The 23,078-nt window shown below is 66.6% G+C and carries 18 protein-coding genes; 13 read left to right on the forward strand and 5 right to left on the reverse strand.

Features of this window, described 5'->3' with window-relative positions; translation table 11 throughout:
* Positions 1-161 precede the first annotated feature (161 nt).
* From ACILRJ_RS03840 to ACILRJ_RS03855, 4 genes are all read left to right on the forward strand, one after another.
* The gene (locus tag ACILRJ_RS03840; RefSeq protein WP_395680556.1) at positions 162-2,012 is read left to right on the forward strand and encodes a sulfotransferase; all 1,851 of its coding nucleotides are present in this window, start codon (positions 162-164) and stop codon (positions 2,010-2,012) included.
* A gap of 133 nt (positions 2,013-2,145) precedes the next feature.
* The gene (locus ACILRJ_RS03845) at positions 2,146-2,727 is read left to right on the forward strand and encodes a bacterioferritin (RefSeq protein WP_395680558.1); all 582 of its coding nucleotides are present in this window, start codon (positions 2,146-2,148) and stop codon (positions 2,725-2,727) included.
* Between the two features lie 99 nt (positions 2,728-2,826).
* A complete protein-coding gene (locus tag ACILRJ_RS03850) occupies positions 2,827-3,840 on the forward strand; it encodes a DUF2333 family protein (protein WP_395680560.1) in 1,014 nt (337 codons plus the stop codon).
* A 95-nt stretch (positions 3,841-3,935) separates the two neighbouring features.
* Complete coding sequence (locus ACILRJ_RS03855) at positions 3,936-5,597, forward strand: ArnT family glycosyltransferase (protein ID WP_395680562.1); 1,662 nt, start codon at positions 3,936-3,938, stop codon at positions 5,595-5,597.
* Between the two features lie 92 nt (positions 5,598-5,689).
* Here the strand turns inward: ACILRJ_RS03855 and ppa are convergent, their stop codons facing one another.
* A complete protein-coding gene (gene ppa / locus ACILRJ_RS03860) occupies positions 5,690-6,238 on the reverse strand; it encodes an inorganic diphosphatase (RefSeq protein ID WP_395680564.1) in 549 nt (182 codons plus the stop codon).
* 224 nt (positions 6,239-6,462) lie between these two features.
* Here ppa and ACILRJ_RS03865 point away from each other — a divergent pair, with 224 nt between their 5' ends.
* Both ACILRJ_RS03865 and ACILRJ_RS03870 read left to right on the forward strand, forming a co-directional pair.
* Positions 6,463-11,196, forward strand: coding sequence for a beta strand repeat-containing protein (locus ACILRJ_RS03865; protein ID WP_395680566.1), 4,734 nt, complete (start codon positions 6,463-6,465; stop codon positions 11,194-11,196).
* Between the two features lie 176 nt (positions 11,197-11,372).
* Positions 11,373-11,831, forward strand: a complete 459-nt coding sequence (locus ACILRJ_RS03870) for an LIC_13387 family protein (protein WP_395680568.1) — start codon at positions 11,373-11,375, stop codon at positions 11,829-11,831.
* 313 nt (positions 11,832-12,144) lie between these two features.
* On the opposite strand, the gene ACILRJ_RS03875 is transcribed toward ACILRJ_RS03870, so the two are convergent.
* Genes ACILRJ_RS03875 through ACILRJ_RS03885 form a run of 3 tightly spaced genes read right to left on the reverse strand, consistent with a single transcriptional unit; the run spans position 12,145 to position 16,543 of the window.
* Positions 12,145-13,239, reverse strand: coding sequence for a hypothetical protein (locus ACILRJ_RS03875; protein WP_395680570.1), 1,095 nt, complete (start codon positions 13,237-13,239; stop codon positions 12,145-12,147).
* 3 nt (positions 13,240-13,242) lie between these two features.
* Positions 13,243-15,933, reverse strand: a complete 2,691-nt coding sequence (locus ACILRJ_RS03880; protein ID WP_395680572.1) for a protein kinase domain-containing protein — start codon at positions 15,931-15,933, stop codon at positions 13,243-13,245.
* Complete coding sequence (locus ACILRJ_RS03885; RefSeq protein WP_395680574.1) at positions 15,920-16,543, reverse strand: hypothetical protein; 624 nt, start codon at positions 16,541-16,543, stop codon at positions 15,920-15,922. The genes ACILRJ_RS03880 and ACILRJ_RS03885 overlap by 14 nt, the downstream gene beginning before the upstream one ends.
* A gap of 312 nt (positions 16,544-16,855) precedes the next feature.
* Here ACILRJ_RS03885 and ACILRJ_RS03890 point away from each other — a divergent pair, with 312 nt between their 5' ends.
* The 7 genes from ACILRJ_RS03890 to ACILRJ_RS03920 all read left to right on the forward strand — a co-directional run bounded on the left by ACILRJ_RS03890 (position 16,856) and on the right by ACILRJ_RS03920 (position 20,683).
* Complete coding sequence (locus ACILRJ_RS03890) at positions 16,856-17,323, forward strand: hypothetical protein (protein WP_395680576.1); 468 nt, start codon at positions 16,856-16,858, stop codon at positions 17,321-17,323.
* A 514-nt stretch (positions 17,324-17,837) separates the two neighbouring features.
* On the forward strand, positions 17,838-18,251 hold the full coding sequence (locus tag ACILRJ_RS03895; RefSeq protein ID WP_395680578.1) for a hypothetical protein: 414 nt from the start codon (positions 17,838-17,840) through the stop codon (positions 18,249-18,251).
* Between the two features lie 7 nt (positions 18,252-18,258).
* The gene (locus ACILRJ_RS03900) at positions 18,259-18,729 is read left to right on the forward strand and encodes a ClpX C4-type zinc finger protein (protein ID WP_395680580.1); all 471 of its coding nucleotides are present in this window, start codon (positions 18,259-18,261) and stop codon (positions 18,727-18,729) included.
* 33 nt (positions 18,730-18,762) lie between these two features.
* Positions 18,763-19,269, forward strand: coding sequence for a hypothetical protein (locus tag ACILRJ_RS03905; RefSeq protein ID WP_395680582.1), 507 nt, complete (start codon positions 18,763-18,765; stop codon positions 19,267-19,269).
* 82 nt (positions 19,270-19,351) lie between these two features.
* On the forward strand, positions 19,352-19,729 hold the full coding sequence (locus ACILRJ_RS03910; protein WP_395680584.1) for a DUF5329 domain-containing protein: 378 nt from the start codon (positions 19,352-19,354) through the stop codon (positions 19,727-19,729).
* Positions 19,730-19,733: 4 nt separating this feature from the next.
* Positions 19,734-20,192 (forward strand): hypothetical protein, encoded by a 459-nt coding sequence (locus ACILRJ_RS03915; protein ID WP_395680586.1) that lies wholly within the window; start codon positions 19,734-19,736, stop codon positions 20,190-20,192.
* A 107-nt stretch (positions 20,193-20,299) separates the two neighbouring features.
* Positions 20,300-20,683: a hypothetical protein gene (locus ACILRJ_RS03920; protein ID WP_395680588.1), complete on the forward strand. Its 384-nt coding sequence runs from the start codon at positions 20,300-20,302 to the stop codon at positions 20,681-20,683.
* 140 nt (positions 20,684-20,823) lie between these two features.
* On the opposite strand, the gene ACILRJ_RS03925 is transcribed toward ACILRJ_RS03920, so the two are convergent.
* Complete coding sequence (locus ACILRJ_RS03925) at positions 20,824-22,887, reverse strand: sodium-translocating pyrophosphatase (RefSeq protein ID WP_395680590.1); 2,064 nt, start codon at positions 22,885-22,887, stop codon at positions 20,824-20,826.
* Positions 22,888-23,078: the final 191 nt, after the last annotated feature.

Consider the following 23,078-nt stretch of genomic DNA (forward strand, 5'->3'; position numbering starts at 1 on the left):
GTCGGTCCCGCGAACGACCGATGCGCCCCGGATCCGGCGCGATTGCGCGCCCTGCGACCCCGCGTCGCGGGCTCGGCCGGGCGCATGCGGCGTCCGGCCGGTATCATCGAGAATTCTCCCGCATGCCGGCCTGGTGCGAGGCACCTGCCACAGGATTCCCGATGAAGCTCCCGGTCCCGTTCATCCAGTTGCCGCTGTTGTTCGACGCGGGTGCGCTGCGGCGCGAGATCGCCGCGTTCGACGAGGGCATGTGGACCGCGCATCCGACCGGCATGCCGGGCAACTCGGCGCTGCCGCTGGTCACCGTCGACGGGGATCCCGCACGCGGTGATGCGCTCGATGGCCCGATGCGTCCGACGCCGGCGCTGCGGCAGAGCCCCTACCTGCGACAGGTGCTGGCGAGCCTCGACGCGGTGATCGGGCGTGTGCGCCTGATGCGCCTGGCCGGCAACGCGGAGGTGCGCTCGCACATCGACACCGACTACTACTGGCACGAGCGCGTGCGCGTGCACGTGCCGATCGTGACCCAGCCGAGCGTGCGCTTCTCGTGCGGCGACCAGCACGTGAACATGGCGGCCGGCGAGTGCTGGATCTTCGACACCTGGCGCCTGCATCACGTCGCCAACGAGAACGACGACGCGCGCATCCACCTGGTGGTCGACACGGTCGGCGGCGCCGGGTTCTGGAATACGGTCAACGCGGGGCGCGCTCACACGTCGCCGCGCGACGGCTTCCGCGCGCGCTACGTGCAGGCGCAGCCCGAGGCCGCGCCGACCATCATGTTCGAGCGCGTCAACAGCTGTTCGCCGATGAGCTACTGGGAACTGCGCGGCCTGATCACGTTCCTGTTCGGCGAGGCGCAGCCGCACCCGCGCGTGCAGGCGGTGTCGCAACTGGCCAACGGGTTCGTGGCGTTCTGGCAGACGCTCTGGTTCCGCCACGGCGAGGACCCGGCCGCGCAGCCGGAATACCTGCATGCGCTGGACCTGTTCCTCGCAAACGCGCTGCCGCTCGCGCGCGGCGTGCCGCTGCGCAACGGTGGCGACATGGGCGATGCGCTCGCCGGCCTGCTCAAGCGCGCGGTGCGTCGCAGCGGCCCGGGTGGGAGCGAGGAGGAATCGCGCAGCACGCCGATGCACAGCGCGCATGCATCCGCGCATGCGGCCGCGAGTGCGCCAAGAGCGCGGCACATCGAGCGGCCGGTGTTCATCGTGTCCTCGCCGCGCTCGGGGTCGTCGCTGCTGTTCGAGACGCTCGCGAAGAGTCCGGATGCGTGCACGATCGGCGGCGAGAGCCATCTGCTGATCGATGCCATTCCGGCGCTCGACGCGGCCAGGCGTTCGTTCGAATCAAATCGGCTGGTCGACGCGGATGCGAGCGCGGAGGTCATCGCGACGCTGCGCGAGCGGTTCGCCGCCGAAGTGTTCGATCGCGACCTGCGCATGCCGGCGGCGGGAGCGATCCGGCTGCTCGAGAAGACGCCGAAGAACTCGCTGCGCATTCCGTTCCTGCGCCGGGTGTTTCCCGACGCGTTGTTCGTCTATCTGCATCGCGACCCGCGCGAAACGCTTGCGAGCATGCTCGAGGCGTGGGAATCGGGTCGTTTTCGCACCTATCCGAACCTGCCCGGCTGGAGCGGCCTGCCGTGGTCATTATTGTTGACGCCGGGCTGGCGCGAACTGGACGGAAAGCCCCTGCCCGAAGTCGTCGCCGCGCAATGGGAGACGACCACGCGCATCCTGCTCGATGACCTCGCGACGGTGCCGCCGGCGCAGCGTGTCGTCGCGCGCTACGACTCCCTGGTCGCTGATCCGGCCAAGGAAATCGCGCGCCTGTGCGCCGCAGTCGGCTTCGGTTGGGACCGGGCGCTGGAAGGCGGGCTGCCGTTGGCAAACCACACCGTGTCCGCTCCTCGCGCGGACAAGTGGCGCACGCGCGAATCGGAGATCGCACCGCTATTGCCCGCGCTTGCAGCGACGATGGAGCGGGCCGCTGCCTTCGCGTCGCGTTGAGCGCCCGGCCACGGCGCAGCCGCAGCCTGCGTTCATCATCGCCATGCGACAAAGGCTACAATCGTTGCCCGTCTCGTTGTCGTGTGCGGGGCGAACGTTCCGAGCATTCAATCGACCCACCGAGGAGGCAGGCATGGCCGCGAAACCGTTCCTTTCCGACATCAAGGCGATCCGGCAGCGCGCCCGCGCGCACATGGAGCGCGGCGCGGTCACCGACAGCTACACGCTCGACCGCGACACGGTGTTGAAACTGCTCAACGAGGCACTGGCGACCGAGATCGTCTGCGTGCTGCGCTACAAGGCGCACTACTACCTCGCCTCCGGCATCAACGCGAAGAGCGTAGCAGCCGAGTTCCTCGAACATGCGGGCGAGGAGCAGGGCCACGCGGACCTGATCGCCGAGCGCATCACCCAACTCGATGGCACGCCGAACTTCTCCCCGGACGGCCTGTCCGGTCGCAGCCATTCCGAGTTCGTCGTGCCGGACGATCTCGCAGCGATGATCGAGGAGAACCTCGTCGCCGAACGCATCGCGATCGACAGCTATCGCGAGATCATCAACTATGTCGGCGATCGCGACACGACCACCAAGCGCATGCTCGAAGGCATCCTGGCGTCCGAAGAGGAACATGCCGAGGACATGAAGACATTGATGGAAGACTTCGGCAAGAAGGGCGAGCCGGCCAAGCCTGCCGGCCGCGGCAAGAAGAAGTAGGGCGGGCACGCGCGCCAGGCCCGCACTGGCCTAGAATGAGCGCTGCGGCGGGGAGACGGATCTCCGCTGCATCGTCTTTGTTTCCGATCGGAGGCCGTGGTGGACGGAACCCTGCTGGGTCGCGCGCGAGCGTGGATATTCGGTGGCATCGGCATCATCGCCGCCGCCGGCGTGATCGGACTGCTTGCGCTGATGTGGTGGTGGGACTATGAGCCGCCGCATTTCGACGTCGCGGCGACCACCCAGACGCGCATCGCCGCGAAGGGCGGCCGCCTCGTCACGGGCGCGGTGACGACGTCCGCCCTGATGAGCTCGGCCGAAACCCTGCTCGACAAGCGCGGCGGCTACCTCAGCAACGACCGCCTGCCTCCCGGCGTGTTGATGGACAACGTGCCGAACTGGGAATTCGGCGTGCTGACCGCGACGCGCGATCTCGCGCGCGCGCTGCGCAACGATTTCAGCCGCTCGCAGACGCAGTCGGTCGAGGACAAGGACCTGCAGGAAGCCGACCCGTTGTTCAGTTCGCCGAACGACCGCTGGCTGTTGCCGAGTTCGGAAAGCCAGTACCGCAAGGCGATCGACCACGTCGGTGCCTACCTGGCCCGCCTCGGCGACAACGACGACAGCAACGCGCAGTTCTACGCGCGGGCGGACAATCTCGCCGACTATCTGCAAGTGGTTTCCGCGCGACTCGGTTCGCTGTCGCAGCGCCTGTCGGCGGCGGCTGGCCAGGTGCGGCTCGACACCGATCTCGGCGGCGACCCGCATGCGCAGCAGTCGACGCCGGCGCCGAGCCCGCGCCTGGTGCAGACGCCGTGGGCGAAGATCGACGACAACTTCTACGAAGCGCGCGGCTACACCTGGGCGCTGCGCGAGCAGTTGGAGGCGATCCGCATCGACTTCGCGCCGATCCTCGCCAGCAAGAACGCGGCGGTGAGCCTGGAACAGGTGATCCGCGAGCTAGAGGAGTCGCAGAAGTCGCTCGGCAGCCCGATCGTGTTGAACGGCACGCCGTTCGGTTTCTTCGCCAACCATTCGCTGGTGATGGCGAACTACATCTCGCGCGCAAATGCGGCGGTGATCGATCTGCGCGAGCTGCTCAAGCGCGGATAGGACCGCGTTCGACGACCTGCCAGCGTGCCGACGCGACAGTGCATATCCCGGCGTGAGAACATCGGCGGCCTTGCTCCATCGCGTCCCGGGTTCCAATGACGTCCACGCTTCCGATCCGCGCCGCCGCACCCCCCTGGCGCGATCTCGTCGACCTGCCGATGCTCGCCGCGATCGCGCTGCTGCTGCCGGTGGTGTTCCTGCTGGCGCCGTTGCCGATCGACGAGACACGCTATCTCGCGGTCGCGTGGGAGATGCGCCAGACCGGCGAGTTCCTCGTGCCGCATCTCAACGGCGCGACCTATGCGCACAAGCCGCCGCTGCTGTTCTGGCTGATCAACGCGGGTTGGGCGCTGACCGGCGTGCACGCGTGGACCGCGCGCGCGATGACCTTGCTGTGTTCGTTCGCGAGCCTGGCCCTGCTGCATCGCCTCACCTGGCGCCTCACCGCTTCGGTCGCTGCGGCGCGCATTGCGGTGTGGGTGCTGCTCGGTGCGATCTACTTCGCGGCGTTCGCCAATGCGATCATGTTCGACGTGCTGCTGGCGACCTGCGTACTGCTCGCCGCGCACGGCGTGTGCGATCTCGTCGACGCACGCACCGCGCGTGGTGTCACGCTGACCGGCGTGGCACTCGGACTCGGCATCCTCGTAAAGGGGCCGGTCATGCTGCTCGACATCGCGGCGTTCGCGCTGCTCGCGCCCTGGTGGAGCGCGGACCGTTTGGCCGGCCGACGCGCGCGCTATTTCGGCGCCCTTGCGGCGTCATTGCTGCTCGGTGCGGTGATCGGTCTCGCCTGGGCGATTCCGGCCGCACTGCATGGTGGCGATGCGTATGCGCATGCGATCTTCCTGCGCCAGACATTCGATCGCATCGAGGGCGTCAAGGGCGCCAGCACGCACGGCCGTCCGTTCTGGTGGTACGGCATGATCTTCCCGTTCATGCTGTTGCCGTGGCCGCTGGTGCTGCGCGGACGCTGGAATGCACTGCGCGACCTCGCCGCTGCGCGCGACGTGCGTTTCGCGCTGGCCTGGCTGGCGCCGACCTTCATCGCGTTCTCGCTGATCGGCGGCAAGCAGCCGCACTATCTGTTGCCCGCGATTCCTGCATTCGCGCTGCTGGTCGCTGCCGCGATCGATCGCGGCGGCTGGCGCGTGCGCCATGGCCTGCTCGGCCTGTGCATGCTCGCGGTTGGCGCTGCGGTTGCGTATCTGCCGCACTATGCGCGCACCCATGGCGGTCCGATCGTGCTCGAAGACGTTTCGCCCGGCTGGGGCATTGCGACGGCCTTGCTCGGCGCGGCGATGCTCGTTTTCGCACGCCGCCTGCGCGGACCCGCGTGGGCGACCCTCGCAACGATTGCCTGCGTGCTGATGGTGAAGCTCGCGATCGTGCAGGGCACCGGCACGCGCTACGACATCGGTCTGGTTGCGCAGCGGATCCAGGTGGCGCAGGAACAGGGCAGGCCGATCGTGCACATGGGCTGGCACCACGGCGTGTACGAGTTCGCCGCGCGCCAGAGCGAACCGCTGCAGGTGCTCCACGACATCGGCGAACTCGAACGCTGGGCCGCGACCCATCCGGACGGCTTGGTGGTGAGCTTCTACGAGCGTTTCCGCTTCCGCGCGACGCCGGTGTTCACCACGCCGTTCCGCGGCGTCGAGGTATCGATCTGGAACGTGCGCGAGGCGCTCGCGTCCGGCGTCGACCCAAGCGTCGCACACAGCCGTGACGCCGAAGAGGATGCGTCCGACGATTGAGCGTGCGATCGAAGGCAGAAGCTGGACTCCGATCTACGCGGAACACCGTGTTCCCGCGTTCGGAAGGACATTCGCGTCCCGCCCACGCGTGATCAGAACGCCGGTTTTTCCTTGGCCGAGTCGTAGCGTGCGACGCCCGCGAGGATCTCGCGTTTCGCCTCGGCGGCATCCACCCAGCCGTCGATCTTGACCCACTTGCCCTTCTCGAGATCCTTGTAGTGCTCGAAGAAGTGGCCGATGCGTTCGAGCCAGTGGCCGGAGACCTGGCCGATGTCGGCGATGTGCGCGTAACCGGCGAACGTCTTCGGATGCGGCGCGACGACGAGCTTCTCGTCGGCGCCGGCCTCGTCGGTCATGCGCAGCATGCCGACCGGGCGACAGCGGATCACCGAGCCGGGTACCAGCGGCAGCGGCAGGATCACCAGTGCATCGAGCGGATCGCCGTCGCCGCCGAGCGTGTGCGGCACGTAGCCGTAGTTGCACGGGTAGCGCATCGGCGTCGACAGCACGCGGTCGACGAAGATCGCGCCGGAGGCCTTGTCGACCTCGTACTTGACCGGCTCCGCGTCCTTCGGAATCTCGATGATGACGTTGATCTCGTCCGGCACCTTGTTGCCGGCGGGAACGCGTTCCAGACCCATGATGATTCCTCTCGATGCCAGGCGCCCGCGGGCGCGTCGCGGACGCACGATCCGCAGGGGCGCGCAGGATACGGCAAAGGGTGCGGCGGCGCAGCATACGCGGCGCTGCGCGTCATCCCGCGGGCGTAACCGGCGGTGATAAGCTACGTCTGCAGGACTAGGTCTGCAGGCCGATCGAATCGGCTTCGGCGCGCCGGGTGGCTGCTCGAAACAGGGGAAAACTCATGTACCGTATTCGTGCTTGTTTTGCGGCGCTGGCACTGTCGTGCGCGCTGTATTCGTCGGTGCAGGCTGCCGAAGCGTCATCCGACCCCGGTGTGCGCATTCCGACCGCGGCCGGCGTTGCCCTGACGTCTGCCGAACTCATGCAGCGCCAGGCCGCCACCCCACCGCGCCGTGGCGAGCGGCCCGAGCACGAGCTCGAAGGACCCGATCGCAGCCAGCTGAAGTCGAACCCGAATGCCCTGCCAGTAGCGCGCTTCCCGGTCGGCCTGCCGAGCGCCAGCGATCATCCGCGCAACATCCATACGCCGTCGACATCGTTCAACGGCGCAACCCTGTCGGACACCGGCGCTTTCCCGCCCGATTCGATGGGAACCGTCGGGCCGACGCAGTACGTGGTCGCCGTCAACGGTCGCATCCGCTCGTTCACCAAGGCCGGCATTGCCGACGGCGTGCTGAACCTCGATCCGGACGTGTTCTTCGCCTCCGTGATGACGCCGGTCGTCGCGCCCGTCGTGCTCAATTTCACCAGCGATCCGCAGGTCCGCTACGACCGCTTCAGCGGGCGCTGGTTCCTCAGCATCATCGACGTGCCGTGCACCAACGCGGGCTGCACGACGACTGCCGCCAATCGCTGGCTGCTTGCCGTGAGCGACGCCGCCAGCGCCGGCACGATCAGCGGCAGCACGGTGTGGACCTTCTTCTTCGTCACGACCGATCCCGGCTCGAACTTCTGCGACTACCCGTCGCTCGGCATCGACGTCAACGCGCTGTACTTCGGCTGCAACATGTTCTCGAGTGCGGGCTCGTTCATCGGCACCAACGGTTACGTCGTCCGCAAGAGTTCCGTGCTTGGCGCCGGGCCTGCCGTCGTCACGTCGTTTCCGAACCTTGTAGTAGGCGCGGGCGCAGGACCTTACACGCCGCGTGGCGTCGACAACTTCGACCCGGCTGCGACCGAGGGCTATTTCGTCGGCGTGGACAACGCAACTTTCAGCACCCTCGTGTTCCGTCGCGTCAGCAATCCCGGCGGTACTCCGACGATTTCGGCCAACATCTCGGTAACGGTGCCGACCACCGTCTACCCCAATCCGGTCGAACATGCGGGCAACACGGGCGGCCTCAACGGCCGCCTCGATTCGCTCAACGACCGCCTGTTCGCGGCGATGATCCGCAACGGCCGCCTGTGGACCGCGCACAACCTGCGCGTGAGCACGACCGGCGTCGCAAGTACCTCCGCCACGGCGCGCAAGGCCGCACGCTGGTACGAGCTGCAGAACCTAACGACGACACCGACGCTGGTGCAGTCGGGCACGGTGTATGACAACGCAGCGACGCTCGCGACCGCATTGCAGTACTGGATCCCTTCGGTCGCCGTGACCGGCCAGGGCCATGCGGTGATCGGTTTCAGCCAGGCGGGAACTCCGCTGGGCGCGACGCCCGCCTATGCGGGTCGCCTCGCCGGCGACACGCTCGGCACGATGGCGGGCCCGCCGACCGTCGCCGCCGTGCAGTACGGCATAACCTCGGCGAACTACAACCCACCGTCCGATCCCGGCGGCGCGTCCGGTAGACGCTGGGGCGACTATTCGTTCACCGTCGTCGATCCGCTCGACGACATGACCGTGTGGACGATCCAGGAATACAACCAGGCGGCGAACAGCTACGCGGTGCGCGTCGGCAAGCTGCTGGCACCGCCGCCCGCGACGCCGACGTGCTCGGGCTCGCCGATCTCATTCAGCTCGGGAACCGGCAACGTCGTCATCAACGCGACATCGAGCGGCGGGTCGGGTTTCTACGATCCGGGCGCGAACCTGCCGGCGCCCGCGCTGCCATTCAGCCATCTGACGGCAAGCGTCACCAACGCAACGGTCAATGCCGTCACGTACAACTCGCCGACGCAGGCGACGCTGAATATCACCGCGGCGGTTGCCGGACTGCAGAACGTCACGATCACGAATCCGGATGGACAGTCGGTCACCGCGAACAATTGCATCAATGTCACGGTGCCCAACTTCACCTTGACCTACACGGCGGGCGCGAACGGCACGATCTCGGGCACGTCACCGCAAACGGTCAGCAGCGGTGGCAGCGGAACGCCGGTGACGGCTGTGCCGAATACGGGCTATCACTTCCTGCAGTGGAGCGACGGTTCGACCGCGAATCCGCGCACCGACACGAACGTGACGGGTAACATCAGCGTCACCGCGAGCTTCGCGATCAACACCTACACCCTGACCTACACGGCCGGCGCGAACGGCACGATCACGGGCACCTCGCCGCAGACGGTCAACCACGGTGCGAACGGCACGGCGGTGACTGCGACGCCGGATACCGGTTACCACTTCGTGCAGTGGAGCGACGGTTCGACCGCGAATCCGCGCACCGACACGAACGTGACGGGCAACATCAGCGTCACCGCGAGCTTCGCGATCAACACCTACACCCTGACCTATACGGCCGGCGCGAACGGCACGATCACGGGCACGTCATCGCAGACCGTGAACCACGGCGCGAATGGCACACCGGTGACCGCGACGCCGGACGCCGGCTACCTGTTCGTGCAGTGGAGCGACGGATCGACCGCGAACCCGCGCACCGATACCAACGTGACCGCGAACATCAGCGTCACTGCGACGTTCGCGATCAACACCTACACGCTGACCTACACGGCTGGCGCGAATGGCACGATCTCCGGAATTTCGCCGCAGACGGTCAGCAGCGGAGGCAGCGGCACGCCGGTAACGGCGGTGCCGAACACCGGCTACCACTTCGTGCAATGGAGCGACGGATCGACCGCGAACCCGCGCACCGACACGAACGTCACCGCGAACATCACGGTGTCGGCGAGCTTCGCGATCAATACCTACACGCTGACCTACACGGCGGGCGCGAACGGCACGATCACGGGCACCTCGCCACAGACGGTCAACCACGGAGCGAACGGCACGCCGGTCACCGCGACACCGAACGCGGGCTACCATTTCGTGCAGTGGAGCGACGGGTCGCTGGCGAATCCGCGCACCGACACGAATGTCACCGCGGACATCGCGGTGTCGGCGAGCTTCGCGATCAACACCTACACGTTGACCTACACGGCCGGCGCGAACGGCACGATCACGGGAACCTCGCCGCAGACGGTCAACCATGGCGCGAACGGCACGCCGGTTACGGCCACGCCGAATACGGGCTACCACTTCGTGCAGTGGAGCGACGGGTCGCTGGCGAATCCGCGCACCGACACGAACGTCACCGCGGACATCACGGTGTCGGCGAGCTTCGCGATCAACACCTACACCCTGACCTATACGGCCGGCGCGAACGGCACGATCACGGGAACCTCGCCGCAGACGGTCAACCATGGTGCGAACGGCACGGCGGTGACTGCGACGCCGGATACCGGTTACCACTTCGTGCAGTGGAGCGACGGTTCGACCGCGAATCCGCGCACCGACACGAACGTCACCGCGGACATCACGGTGTCGGCGAGCTTCGCGATCAACACCTACACCCTGACCTACACGGCCGGCGCGAACGGCACGATCACGGGCACGTCGCCGCAGACGGTCAACCACGGCGCGAACGGGACGCCGGTCACGGCAACGCCAAATACGGGTTATCACTTCGTGCAGTGGAGCGACGGGTCGCTGGCGAATCCGCGCACCGACACGAACGTCACCGCGGACATCACGGTGTCGGCGAGCTTCGCGATCAACACCTACACCCTGACCTACACGGCCGGCGCGAACGGCACGATCACGGGCACTTCACCGCAGACCGTGAACCACGGCGCGAACGGCACGCCGGTCACGGCCACGCCGAATACCGGCTACCACTTCGTGCAGTGGAGCGACGGTTCGACCGCGAATCCGCGCACCGACACCAAAGTGACCGCGAACATCAGTGTCAGCGCGAGCTTCGCGATCGACACGTTCACGGTGAGCGCCACGAGCGGCGGGAACGGCACCATCACGCCGGCCAGCCAGACGGTCAGCTTCAACGGCGTCGCAAACTTCACGGTCACGCCTGCACTCGGCTACCACGTGGCCAGTGTCACGGGAGATACCTGCACCGTCACGCATGGCAGCGGGCTGAACTGGTCGAGCAGCGCCATCACCGCGAATTGCGCGGTGTCCGCAACCTTCGCGATCAACACCTTCACGGTAACCGCGAGCTCCGGTCCGAACGGCACGATCACGCCAGCCACGCAAACGGTGAACTACAACAGCTCCGCGAGCTTCACGGTGACTGCGGCGAGCGCCTACCACGTCGTCCTGCCGGCGGGTGGTTCGTGTCCCGCGGGTACCCTCACCGCGGGCACGTATTCGACGGGACCGATCACCGGCAATTGCAGCGTGGCCGTCATCTTCGCGCCCAATCCGCCCGATCACCTGATGTTTGTGCAGCCGCCCACGGATGTCCCGCAGGGCGATCGCCTCGGTGCGGTCCAGGTTGCAATCGTCGACGCATTCGGCAACACGATAACGACCGACTCCACGTCGCAGATCAGCATCGCGACGCTTGCCTGTGGCGGTTCGATAGTCCTCGGACAGGCGACCGTGGTGAATGGCGTCGCAGCGTTTCCTGCGAACGCAGGTCAGCGCTTCTACACGCTCGCGAGCGGCAAGACGCTGTCGGCGACGAGCGGGACGCTGACCGGGACCAGCCCGACATTCGGGGTGGTGAGCAGCGGCGGGTTCGTCTTCGCCGATTCCTTCGAGACCTGTCGCCTGTAGCGCCGTCGGCCGCACCGCCGATCCGGTCGCACCCATGCGGACCCCGCTTCGGCGGGGGCCATCGTTCCCGGTGTGGCATTCAGGCGGGTCGAACTGAAGGAGCATCGGTCAGGTCCGGGTTGCGGAGTTCGGTGCATGGGACGACGATCCGGTGAATCATCCCGTTGGAAACGCGCATGTCCGAATCGATTCTTCGCCATGGCGTGCGCGCCGCCGCGAGCGTGTTGCTGATCGCGAGCGGCGTGCATGCGACCGCGCACTACCGCGCCTACGTGCGCGCTGACGAGGTCGACGCGCCGCGTCGCGCGTTGATGGCTGCGATGCAGGCGTATGAGATCCTGCCGCGCTGGCATGTCACTGTCTGGACGATGTTGGCCGCCTACAGCCTGTGTTTCGCGATCCTGCTGATGTTCGGCGGCACCTTGCTGTGGTGGCTGGGCAAGGAGTTGCCGGCCGCGCGCCTGCGTCCGCTCGCGGGGGCGGCGGCGTTCGTGCTGTTCCTCGGTGTCGCGCTGCTTGGCCTGCTCGATCCCGCTCCGGTGCAGATGAGCATTCTGCTGATCGCGGCGCTTTGCCTCGGTGTCGGCAGCGCATTCGGGTCACGCTCCAGTCGGGTGCCAGTCGACTCCCGCTAGGCGGTACGTGTCGCGCGCGCCGCCGGGGCCGCCGCGGCGCGTGATGATGCGATCGGCAGGACTCGCGCAGCGCGCTCGACCCGCCCTACGCGTTGCATGATGGCAAGTAGGGCGGTACGCGCGAAGCGCGTGCCGCCGGGGTCGTCGCGGAGCGTGATGATTGCCCGATCGGCGGGACTCGCGCTTCGCGCTCGACCCGCCCTACGTGCGTGATGGCGCGTAGGGCGGTACGCGGGAAGCGCGTGCCGCCGGGGTCGTCATGGCGCGTGATGATGCGCGATCGGCCAGACTCGCGCTTCGCGCCAGACCCGCCCTACCAGCGTGCTTCGAGGTCGAGCACCACGCGCCGGGTATGTTCGGCGACGCCGTCGCGTTGCTCGCGGAAGCCGGCGAGGCGAACGCTGAGCGAGTCGGTGAGGCCGTAACCGAGCCATGGCATCGCGCCGTGCGCGAAGCTGTGGAACCACCAGTCGTCTTCGGTGAACGCCGCGAGCACCGCGTCGCGTTGCTGGCGCTGCAAGGCGAAGCCGAACTCCCATGATCGTGCGCGCCGGCGGTCGCCGGCGACGATGCTGAAGCGCGCCGCGTCGGCGTCGTTGTCGGCGCCGAGGTTGCGCACGAGATCGAGGCGTGCCTCGAACGGCCAGTCGCCGAACTCGTGGCGCCCGACCAGTTGCAGGTCGAGCAGGCGGAAATCGCTGACGTAGCCGTTCGCATCGCGCAAATTGGTGCGGCCGAGGCCGTTGCGCGCAAGCGCGTCGAGGTGGGAGAAGTCGAGGTAGCCGAGCAGCACGGCGCCGCTGCTCGGCGCGCCTTCGTGCCAGCGCCATGCGGCTTGTACAGCCGCGATGCGCGAATGGTCGTGGTAGAGATGATCACCGACGAACGCGCCGGCGGTGAACTGCAGGCGGTTGAAGTCACCGAGCGCTAGGCCGTGGTCGATGCTGACGCCCGCGGGGCGCAGGTCGCGATCCCACACCAGCGGTGACAGTTCCAGCGGCAGCGCGCTCTTGCCGAACAGCAGCGAGGTCGATTCGCCCGGGCGCCAGCGCACGAACAACTGGTCGAGCGCGGCGCCGTTGCTGCGCTCGTTGTCATTGTTGATGCGATTGTCGCGATTGGAATCCGAACCGAGCGCGCCCTTCAGCGCGCCGCGGACTTCGACCGCGGCGTTCGGTGTCCACGTCACGCCGACGCGCACGCGCGCGCGTTCGCGATCGAGGTCGGGCGACGGCCGCGCACCCGGGATGTTCGTCGTGCGTTCGATGCGCAGCAGCGCTTCGCCGTCGAACGTCAGCGTCGATGCCGGCGCAGCTTCCTGCGGAGCCTGCAGCAGCGGATCGTCCTGCGCGCACGCGAGTGCGGGCAGGAGCAGGGCGAGCGAGCAGGAGAGTGCGGTGCGCAGCATCGGTCAGACCCTCAGTCGTGCGAGTGCGGCGCCAAGCTCGGCGGCGGACGCGAACCGCTCGCCCGGCACGCGGCGCAGGCAGCGCAGGATGATCGCTTCGAGGTCGGGTGGAATTTCCGGCCACAACGTCGATGGGCGCTTCGGCTCGTCCTGCATCTGCGCGATGTAGATGTCCATCGTCGACTTGCCGCTGTAGGGCAGCGCGCCGCAGAACATCTCGGTCATCAGCACGCCGCACGAATAGAGGTCGGCGCGTTCGTCGATTTCCTCGCCGGCGAGCTGCTCGGGCGCGCAGTAGTTCGGCGTGCCGAGGAAGGTGCCGGGCTCGGTGTTGCCGGGCTGCACGCGCGCGGTCGGGCGCGCGATGCCGAAGTCCATCAGCTTCGCGTTTGCGTTCGCTTCGAGGATGAGGTTTTCCGGCTTTATGTCGCGATGCAGGACGCCGACCGCGTGCGCCGCGCCGAGTCCGGCGGCGAGCTGGCGCGCGACGCGCAGTCCCGCGGAGTACGGCACGCGCTTGGCGTCGCGCAGCAGGTAGCGCAGGGTCAGGCCGCGCACGTATTCCATCGAGATGTACGGCAGGCCGCCGATCTCGCCGAAGTCGAAGGTACGCAGCACGTTCGGATGGGTGATGCGGCGCGCGAGCTTGATTTCATCTTTCAGTCGTTCGAGCTGGCTGCCGTCGGCGAGCGCGCCGGGCTTGACCATCTTCAATGCGACCAGATCGTCGAGTTCGAGATCGTGCGCCTTGTAGACGACGCCCATGCCGCCTTCGCCGAGCACGGAGACGATACGGTAGCGGTTGCCGAGCACGGAGCCGGGCGCTATCGCGAGCGCTGCAGCGCCACTGCGCACGGGCGACGCGGCGGGCGTGCTGCGGGCCTTGTCGAGCACCACGGTTTGCCCGGCGCCGGATGCTGCTTCTTTCGCTGCGCGCTCCCACGCGCTCGCGAGCACGGCCGCGCGCGGCTTGGTGCTGTAGGCGCCGGTGATCGTCTGCACCGCCACTTCGCCGTGCTCGCGCGAGAGCACATCGGCGAACGCGGCGAGCGTCAGCAACTGGCCTGCCGCAGCGTCGCACAAAAGGCGATGTACTTGCGCCTGCGCCATGCCGAGCAGGAACTGGCCATCGTGCAGCAACTCGCCATCGGTGATCGCGCCGCACGGCGGCGGATGGGCCTGGCCGGTGGCCATCTCGAGCAATGCCTGCCAGCATGCAAGGGCCCGTGCGTGCGGCGCGTCGCCTTCGAACGAGAAGAACCAGCGCGCGCCTTCGGCGACGTGCAGTTCCGCGCTCCACTGCCGCGCGAGTTCGTCGAGGCGCGCCTTGAGCGCGACACTTTCGGTCGCGGCCTGCTGTACCGGCGCGTCCGGCTTGTCGGCGAGCAGGTGGCGGAACTCGACGCCGAGCAGGGTTGCGCGCGTGCGGCGCACCGCGAGTTCGTTCGCCGAAGCGCGCTTGCGCGTCGGCGCATCGGTCACCCCTGCACCGGTCGGCTCGGGCAGGAAGCGTGCGAGATGGCCGACGTAGCCTTCCATGTCGCTCTTCTCGCGCAGCTCCGAAAGCAGCGTGTCGAACGCGCGCGACAAGCGGCCGAGCTCGTCGCTGCCACCGCTGTCGATGCGCGCCTGGTAGTTGCCGCTGGCGGCTTCCTCGGCCGCCAGCGCCATCGAGCGCACCGGGCTGAGGATGCGCTTGGACAGCAGCAGCGACAGCAGCAGCGCGGCGACCATCGAGGCCAGGCCGGCGAGCAGAACCCAGTTGAGGATGCTGCGGTAGCCGGAGACGAAGCGGTCGGCGGAAGCGAGTACCACCACGCTGCCGAGCTTTCCGTCGCCGCTCGCGCCCATCGGGCGGGCGCGACCGACCCATTCCTGGTTGGCGAACCGCACGCGGAACTGGTTGAGTGCGCGACCATTGTCGAGGGCGGCACGCTGCGTCGGATCCAGTGCCGCGATCGCCTGGCCGAGTTCCGGCGCCGCCGATGCATCGAGCGAGCTCGCCGCGAGCGCGGCCTTGCCTGCTGCCGGAATGCGGAATGCGACCTGCGCGCCGCTTGCCTGCGCGACTTTCTGCGCGAGCGTGTCGTCGACGTTCTGCGCCAGCAGCAGGTAGCCGAGCAGGTCGTTGTCCTGCACCACCGGCATGATCGTCGCCTGGTACAGGCGGTCGCCCTGCCGCCAGTAACCGGCGAATGGCGGCGTGTCGTGCAACGCGGCGGCGACCAGCGCATCCGAAGCGAGCGATTCCTTGACCGCTTCGGCGCGGTCGGTGCGCGCAAGCGTGTTGCCCTGGCCATCGAGCAGGATGCCGAGGTCGAAACCGAACTCGCGCTGGCGTTCGAGCAGCAGGTCGCGCATCGAGCGCAGGTCCGGTCCGCTCTGCGTCTCCACGCCGGGAAGGGCGCCTCCACCGGAGGCGCTGCCGATGTAGCGCGCGAAGCCGGAGTCGGCTGCGATCAGGCGCGCGTTCGATTGCAGCAGTTCGAGGCGATGCTGCTCGAACTCGCGCTGCACCGCATCGCTGGTTGCGACCGCCTTGTCGAGTGCGTCGGCGGCGATGCGCTGTCCCTGCGTGTAGGTCACGAAAACGGCGGCGCCGAGCGCGAGCGCGATCAGGATCGCGGTCGCGAGGAAGAATCGCAGCGCGAGCGGCAGCGTGAAGCCCTTCTGCTTGTCTTCAGTAACCGGCATCGCTGGACCTTCCGTATGGCTTGCCGAACTTGTTGAGATGCGGTGGCACCCGCTTCTGGATCAGATCGAGCTGGATCGCCAACCCCTTGCCGCCCGGGGCAAGCTTCTGGTGCCAGGGCGTCGCGCGGTCGTGCCAGACGACGAGGTCGCCATTGCCCGCGGGCAGGCCCTTGAGCACGAACTTGCCGCTCGCATCCGGACGCGTGAAGTACGGCGTGTCGAGCACGAGGATGTGACCGACCATCGACTGGTGCACGTTGCAGAACACGCGCACGTAACCGGCCTGCGCGAACGTGACGGCCTGGCCGTCGCCGTTGCCGTACACGCCGACATCGAACGTGCTGGCTGGCGAAGTCGAGAAGGCGTTGTGCAGGATCGGATCGCGGTTCGGGAAGCGCACCTGACTGCCGACCGTGATCGGCAGGATGCGTGGCACGAATTGCTTGCGCTGGGTGCCCATCACGTACGGTTCGACCGCGGGCGTCACCTTCGGGGGCGTCGCAGGGCGAAAGTACACGACCGCCTCGGCGGCTTCCTCGCTGCGAAGCGCCTGTCCGTCCGAAACCAGCGCGACGCTGCCCGACAGCTCGGCCGCGCCGACTGCATGCATCACGAGAATCCCCGCCAACAGCCACCCTCGACGCATCATGCGCTGAACCCCCAGACCGCGACGAAGCACCGCCGCATTCGCGCGGCCGGCTCGACTCCCCTCGGTCGCATCATAAGACACTGCGAGGGGGCGGCAACTTTCAGGGCCTGAAGAGGGCCGGGGCCAGCCACCGGTTTCCCGTTGCCGGACGCCATGCCGCGCCGTCTCATCCCGTGACACGACCGCATGGTCCAATCCTTCCGTGCTGAAAAGCACCCCGGCCGGCGCCATCGGGGCCCGACCGGTTTCCCGTCCTGCCCAGGAGAGAGCACCATGGCACAGAACATCGTTTCGCTGAACCTCACCCCCGACCAGCTGACCGCCGTCGACGTGGCCCTGACCGCACTGGAGACCCAGCTGTCAGGCCTGATCGCGCTGCCGGTCGAGCAAAAACGGTCACTCAAGAAGATGGGCGAAAAGTCGGAGGCGTTCTGCCGGCAGGCCCTGCGCGTGCTGGAGCAGAATCCGCAGATGGTGCCTGCCAACGTCCCGCTCGTGGATGCGATGGCGGACCTCGCGGCGCTGGATGCCCTGCGTCCGCGCATGGTCCGCCTGTCGCGGCTCAGCGAGCGTTTCGCCGATACCGACATCGCGCTCGGCAGCGACGTCATGAGCGTGGCGCTGCAGGCCTACAGCCTGCTCAAGGTCACCGGCAAGACGGACGGCCTGCAGGCGATGCGCAGGGAACTCGGGTCGCGGTTCGCGAAGGCATCGAAACCGCCCGCGACCCGGGCGGCCTGACCGCCCAGCGGTTTTCCACTTCGCACAATCTTCCGGGCCGCAGCAATGCGGCTTTTTTGTTGCCTCGCGTCCGGGTCGCCGTCGGCGCTCGGCAATCCGGGTTACCGCTTCAGCGATTTCCGGTGACGGATCAACACCTCCTGCTCATGAGTGTCCGGATCCGTGTAACGCGAGTCCGCGGCGCGGTCGGCGCTGTCGGTCGCTTGCTGTCGAGGGACCGGCTTTCAGTGATCCGTCACCGCCAGATGGTCGTGCATGACGAACCCAGCGCCCAGCGATGACTGCCCCGCGGTGATCGATCACCAAAAAAGGGACATCGCTGGAAGTCCGACCTTCGCGCGTCACCACAAATCGGTGGTCGATCACCGCGCGGCGGTCATCCGTGAGTCCGCAGATGTAACCGATGGTCCGCCGGGGCGCTCGCCCGTGCAGCGAATCGCCGATGGCCGTACCCGTCGGTCCGGACTAGACTGCGGCTACAGGCTTTCCCATAACCGAACGGAAGTTGGCCTCCATGAAGGAGTGGCTTCTCTATCCGCTTCTGGCCACCGCAGCGACCGGCTTGCTGTGTGCGCTCACCAGCATTCCTCTTGCGTGGGCCGCGTTCATCGCGTTTCTCGGTTGGCCAATCCTCGGCACGCTTGTAACAGCCGACGACGATCTGCCTGGCGGCTGGGCAAATCCGGATGGCTTGGCGGTGCCATCCTGGGAAACGTCAGCGTTCCGAGGGCAATTGTTCGGCGGCGCCGCGATTGTTGCACTCGCCTTCGCATTTCAGGAGCGTTACTCGAGAGCCTGGTTCTGGCTTCTGCTTTGCATGTCCTTGGCCCTCGCAGTGTGCTCGGGCTACCTGGTGTTTCGAGCCCTTCGGAGCGTTCGTCGTGATGTCGCTGTCCGCAAGGACAATACGACCCTTTTCCCACCCTAGGTCTCAGATGAGACTCCCGCCTCCGGCGCTGGATTGTGCGCATGCGATCGAATTCGCGATCGTTGACGACGCCGTCACATTCGTGCAACGACATGTGCTCAACGTCGGTGGAGAGTGGCTTGGTCGGGCCTCCAACTTGGCGGTTTGTCAGAACTTGGACGAAGCAGAATTCATGGTGTTCCACTGCGACTGCGAGTGGAATGTCCTAGGCGTGGCAGCTGGCTACGACACAGCAGAAGAAGCAAAAGCAAAAACCGAGCGCTCCTATCACGGCATCGCTACGAAATGGACGTCAACAGGTTACTCGCGTGAGCAAGCAACGAACTATGTCGCCGAACAGTTCAACGGTCAGGATTGCTCATTTTGCGGCCGGACGCCGCTGCAGTTCGAGTCGATTGCCGGTCGATCGGTTCGTATCTGCAATCATTGCGTAGATGGATTTCACGAGGTCATGCACCGTGAATTTTCAGAGACCTGACTATTAACAACGGGAGCAAATCTTGTGTTGTGTTTGAACCTCTTCGGCTTACTGGCCTTCTTCTTCTGTTCGTCGCCTGCCTGGGCCGCATCCATCGGCGTCCCGGGCAGGACCGCATCTAAAGACATTGCTTGCCCGAAGGTCGCCGACGCCGGAACGCCAGCTGCTGTTGTCGACGTTCTAAAGCGGGTTTTGGACACGGCGGAATCGCTCGCGCAGCTGCGCGTGCAGCAGCAAGCCCAAGGAAGCGAGATTTACGTGCTCATGCGCATCCAGGTCGTGAGCAATATCATGATCAGGAGCGCCGAGACACTTTCTCGCTCTCCAAACGATGCCGAGGCGATTGAAACGTCTCTCGATGAGCTGTCGATGCATTCCACGTTGTCAGCCAAAATTGTGGATGCCCTGATCGACGGCGATGCGACCCTTGCAATCGACAGGATCAAAGATCCGAATTCAGTCAAATTTCTGCAGGATCTCCATTGCCAGATGGATGCTCTTCGCATCAATCGGGAGCTGCTGGGGCAGAGATATCGATAGTGGACCGTTGCAGATCCGCACGATGTAGCATCACATCTCTCGCGGCATGTGCCGCCATTCTGGGGCGTTGGCGCTTCATCCCATGAAGATACTCATCGCCATCCTGCTCGTGGTTTCCGGCTTCGCCTTTGCAGAAGACCCATCGCCGGCGACGAACCGCGAGATCGACCAGCTGTTCGCCGCGCTGCAGGGTTCCGGGTGCGAGTTCAATCGGAACGGGTCCTGGTACGACGCGCAAAAGGCGACCGAACACCTGCACCGCAAGTACGACTACCTGCTCGGCAAGGGGCTGGTGACCACCACGGAGTCCTTCATCGAGCGTGCGGCCACCGGGAGCAGCGTGTCGGGCAAGCCGTATCTCGTCCGTTGCGGCGGCGCGCAGCCGGTGCCGAGCAGGTCGTGGTTCGGCGACAAGCTGAAGGACCTGCGTGCGCACGCTGCCGGCGCCGGCAAGTCCTAGCGCCATGGCCGCGACTGCCGACTCCTGGAAGCACGAACCGTTCACGGCGGGGACACGCATTTCCTACGAAGCGACGTTCGCTCCCCACGAGGTGGCGCGCCTGGAAGCGGGCCTTGTCCCCGAAGCGATGGAGGACAAGTGGTTCATCCATTTCCAAGCGCCCTGGCTGTTCCTGCATCGCAGCTGGACCGGCAAGCCCGTCTACCGGGTTGAGCTGAAGCGCGAAGCGAGCGGCGCGTCGGTCGTCGAAGCGCTCTGGGCCAGCGATGCCTCGCCCGCCGACGAGGCGGACCTCGCCTACCAGGCCTCGTTGCTGGAATTCCTGATAGCGAATCTGCTGCTCGGGCAGGCGAGGCCCTTTCCGCGTCCGGCGGATGCGAAGGAAGCGGTGCCGGGCATCCTTCAGCATCATGTTGCGGGGACGGATTTTCAGGAACTCACGGTGCCGAAGAAGACGAGGTGAGGATGCTGCCGCTGCCGACTGGAGCCGATTGAAACCCGGAAATCCCACCGATATTTTTTCGTCCCGGCTCGAAGCGCCGGATTGCCATTGCACTGCTACCAACACCGATGACTCTACAACCGCGCACCAAGGCAAATGTGATCGCCGGAATTCTTGTTTCGTTCGCCGCAAGCGGATTCTTCGACGCGAATGGCGAGTCGTTTGCGGTCGTCGCAAGCGTTGCCGGTGCGCTGGTTGCCATCGCTGCGAGTCTGGTTTTCCGCTGGCCTTTCGCTCGCATCGCTGCGCTTGTTCCAATGGCACTGACTTCGGTACTTGCCGTTCTTGCTGTTGCCTACAATGCCATCATGTTGTTTGCATATCGCCCGCCGACGCCCGGGCAAGTCGCGGCGCTCGTCGTGTCCGTGATCATTGGCATGGCTGCGGCACTGTCTGCTCGGTGGCTTGATGGTGCGCAAGCCAAGGCCTACTTCTCTCGTTCGGCAGCCTGAATCGGATCGAAGCTCAACGTGCTGCGCGGCGCGCGAAGACCGCTGCCCTCAGCATGAATTCGTCCATGACCGTGCGCGCGCATGGCGCATGAAAAGGCCGCCCGGAGGCGGCCTCTTCATTTGCGCGTCTGCAGGTTCCGTTACAGCAATGGGACGAGCAGCAGCGCGACGATGTTGATGATCTTGATGAGCGGGTTCACGGCCGGGCCGGCGGTGTCCTTGTACGGGTCGCCGACGGTGTCGCCGGTGACCGCCGCCTTGTGCGCGTCGGAACCCTTGCCGCCAAAATGGCCGTCCTCGATGTACTTCTTCGCATTGTCCCAGGCGCCGCCGCCGGTCGTCATCGAGATCGCGACGAACAGGCCGGTCACGATCGTTCCGATCAGCACGCCGCCGAGCGCCTGCGCGCCGGCAAGCGTGCCGCCGGCGATCCAGCTGAAGCCGAACGCGACGACGACCGGAACCACCACGGGCAGTATCGACGGGATCATCATTTCCTTGATCGCCGACTTGGTCAGCAGGTCCACCGCGCGCGAGTAGTCGGGCTTGGTCGTGCCTTCCATGATGCCCTTGATCTCGCGGAACTGGCGGCGCACTTCCTCGACCACCGAACCGGCGGCGCGACCGACCGCTTCCATCGCCATCGCGGCGAACAGGAACGGGATCAGGCCGCCGATGAGCAGGCCGATGATGACGAGGTGATTGGACAGGTCGAACGTGAAGATCTGACCCGGGTGCTCGACGCCGAGCTTGTGCGTGTAGTCGGCGAACAGCACGAGCGCGGCAAGGCCGGCCGAGCCGATCGCGTAGCCCTTGGTGACCGCCTTGGTGGTGTTGCCGACCGCGTCGAGCGGATCGGTGACGGCGCGCACTTCCTTCGGCAGTTCGGCCATCTCGGCGATGCCGCCGGCGTTGTCGGTGATCGGGCCGTAGGCGTCGAGCGCGACGATCATGCCGGTCATCGACAGCATCGCGGTCGCGGCGATCGCGATGCCGTACAGGCCGGCGAGGTGGTAGGCGCCCCAGATCGCGGCGCAGACCGCGAGCACCGGCCACGCGGTCGACTTCATCGAGATGCCGATGCCCGCGATGATGTTCGTCGCGTGGCCGGTCGTCGAGGCCTGCGCGACGTGGCGCACGGGCGCGTATTCGGTCGCGGTGTAGTACTCGGTGATGACGACCATCGCGCCGGTCAGCACGAGGCCGATCACCGCGCAGCCGAACACGTTCATCGCGCCGTAGGCACTGCCCGACATCAGCTGCGTCGTGACCGGGTAGAACGCGATCAGCGCGAGCACGGCGGAGACGATCACGCCCTTGTACAGCGCATTCATGATCTTGCCGCCGGGGCTCGCCTTGACGAAGAACGTGCCGATGATCGAGGCGACGATCGACACGCCGCCGAGCACGAGCGGATACAGCACCGCGTTCGCGCCGGCCTGCGCGGCCATCACGCCGCCGAGCAGCATCGTCGCGATCAGCGTGACCGCGTAGGTCTCGAACAGGTCGGCCGCCATGCCGGCGCAGTCGCCGACGTTGTCGCCGACGTTGTCGGCGATCACCGCGGGGTTGCGCGGATCGTCTTCCGGGATGCCGGCTTCGACCTTGCCGACGAGGTCGGCGCCGACGTCGGCGCCCTTGGTGAAGATGCCGCCACCGAGGCGCGCGAAGATCGAGATCAGCGAGGAACCGAACGCGAGGCCGACGAGCGCGTGCAGCGCCTCGTCCTGCGTCTTGCCGAAGTGCATCAGCGCGACGAAGTAGCCGGCGACGCCGAGCAGGGCGAGGCCGACCACCAGCATGCCGGTGATCGCGCCGCCGCGGAACGCGACCGCGAGCGCCGCCGGGATGCCGCTGCGCGCGGCTTCGGCGGTACGCACGTTCGCACGCACCGAGATGTTCATGCCGATGTAGCCGGTGAGCCCCGACAGGATCGCGCCGAGCGCGAAGCCGATCGCGGTCGTCCATCCAAGCGCCGGCACGAAGCCGATGATGACGAACAACGCCACGCCGACCATCGCGATCGTGCGGTACTGGCGATTGAGATAGGCGCGCGCGCCTTCCTGGATTGCTGCGGCAATCTCCTGCATGCGCGCGTTGCCAGCGGGCTTGGCCAGGATCCAGCGGATGGACCAGGCGCCATAGATGATCGCGAGGACCGCGCAGGCCAGCGCGATCGACAAACCGTGTTCATGGAACAACATCGAACCTCCCTTGACTCACAGGACCAGAGGAAAACCCCGAAAAACAACGCGCCCCCCAGAGAAACGGCGCGATATCCGCCCGAGTATAGCCATGCCCCGCGCGAACGCGCATTGGCGCGGCGCAACACGTGCGCCGGGACTGCGCGTGGCGGTCCGGCGCGAAGCGCGCAGCCTCCAGCGTGCGGCGCAGC

Source organism: Dokdonella sp., from assembly GCF_044227025.1.
In the GTDB taxonomy this organism is placed as follows: domain Bacteria; phylum Pseudomonadota; class Gammaproteobacteria; order Xanthomonadales; family Rhodanobacteraceae; genus Dokdonella_A.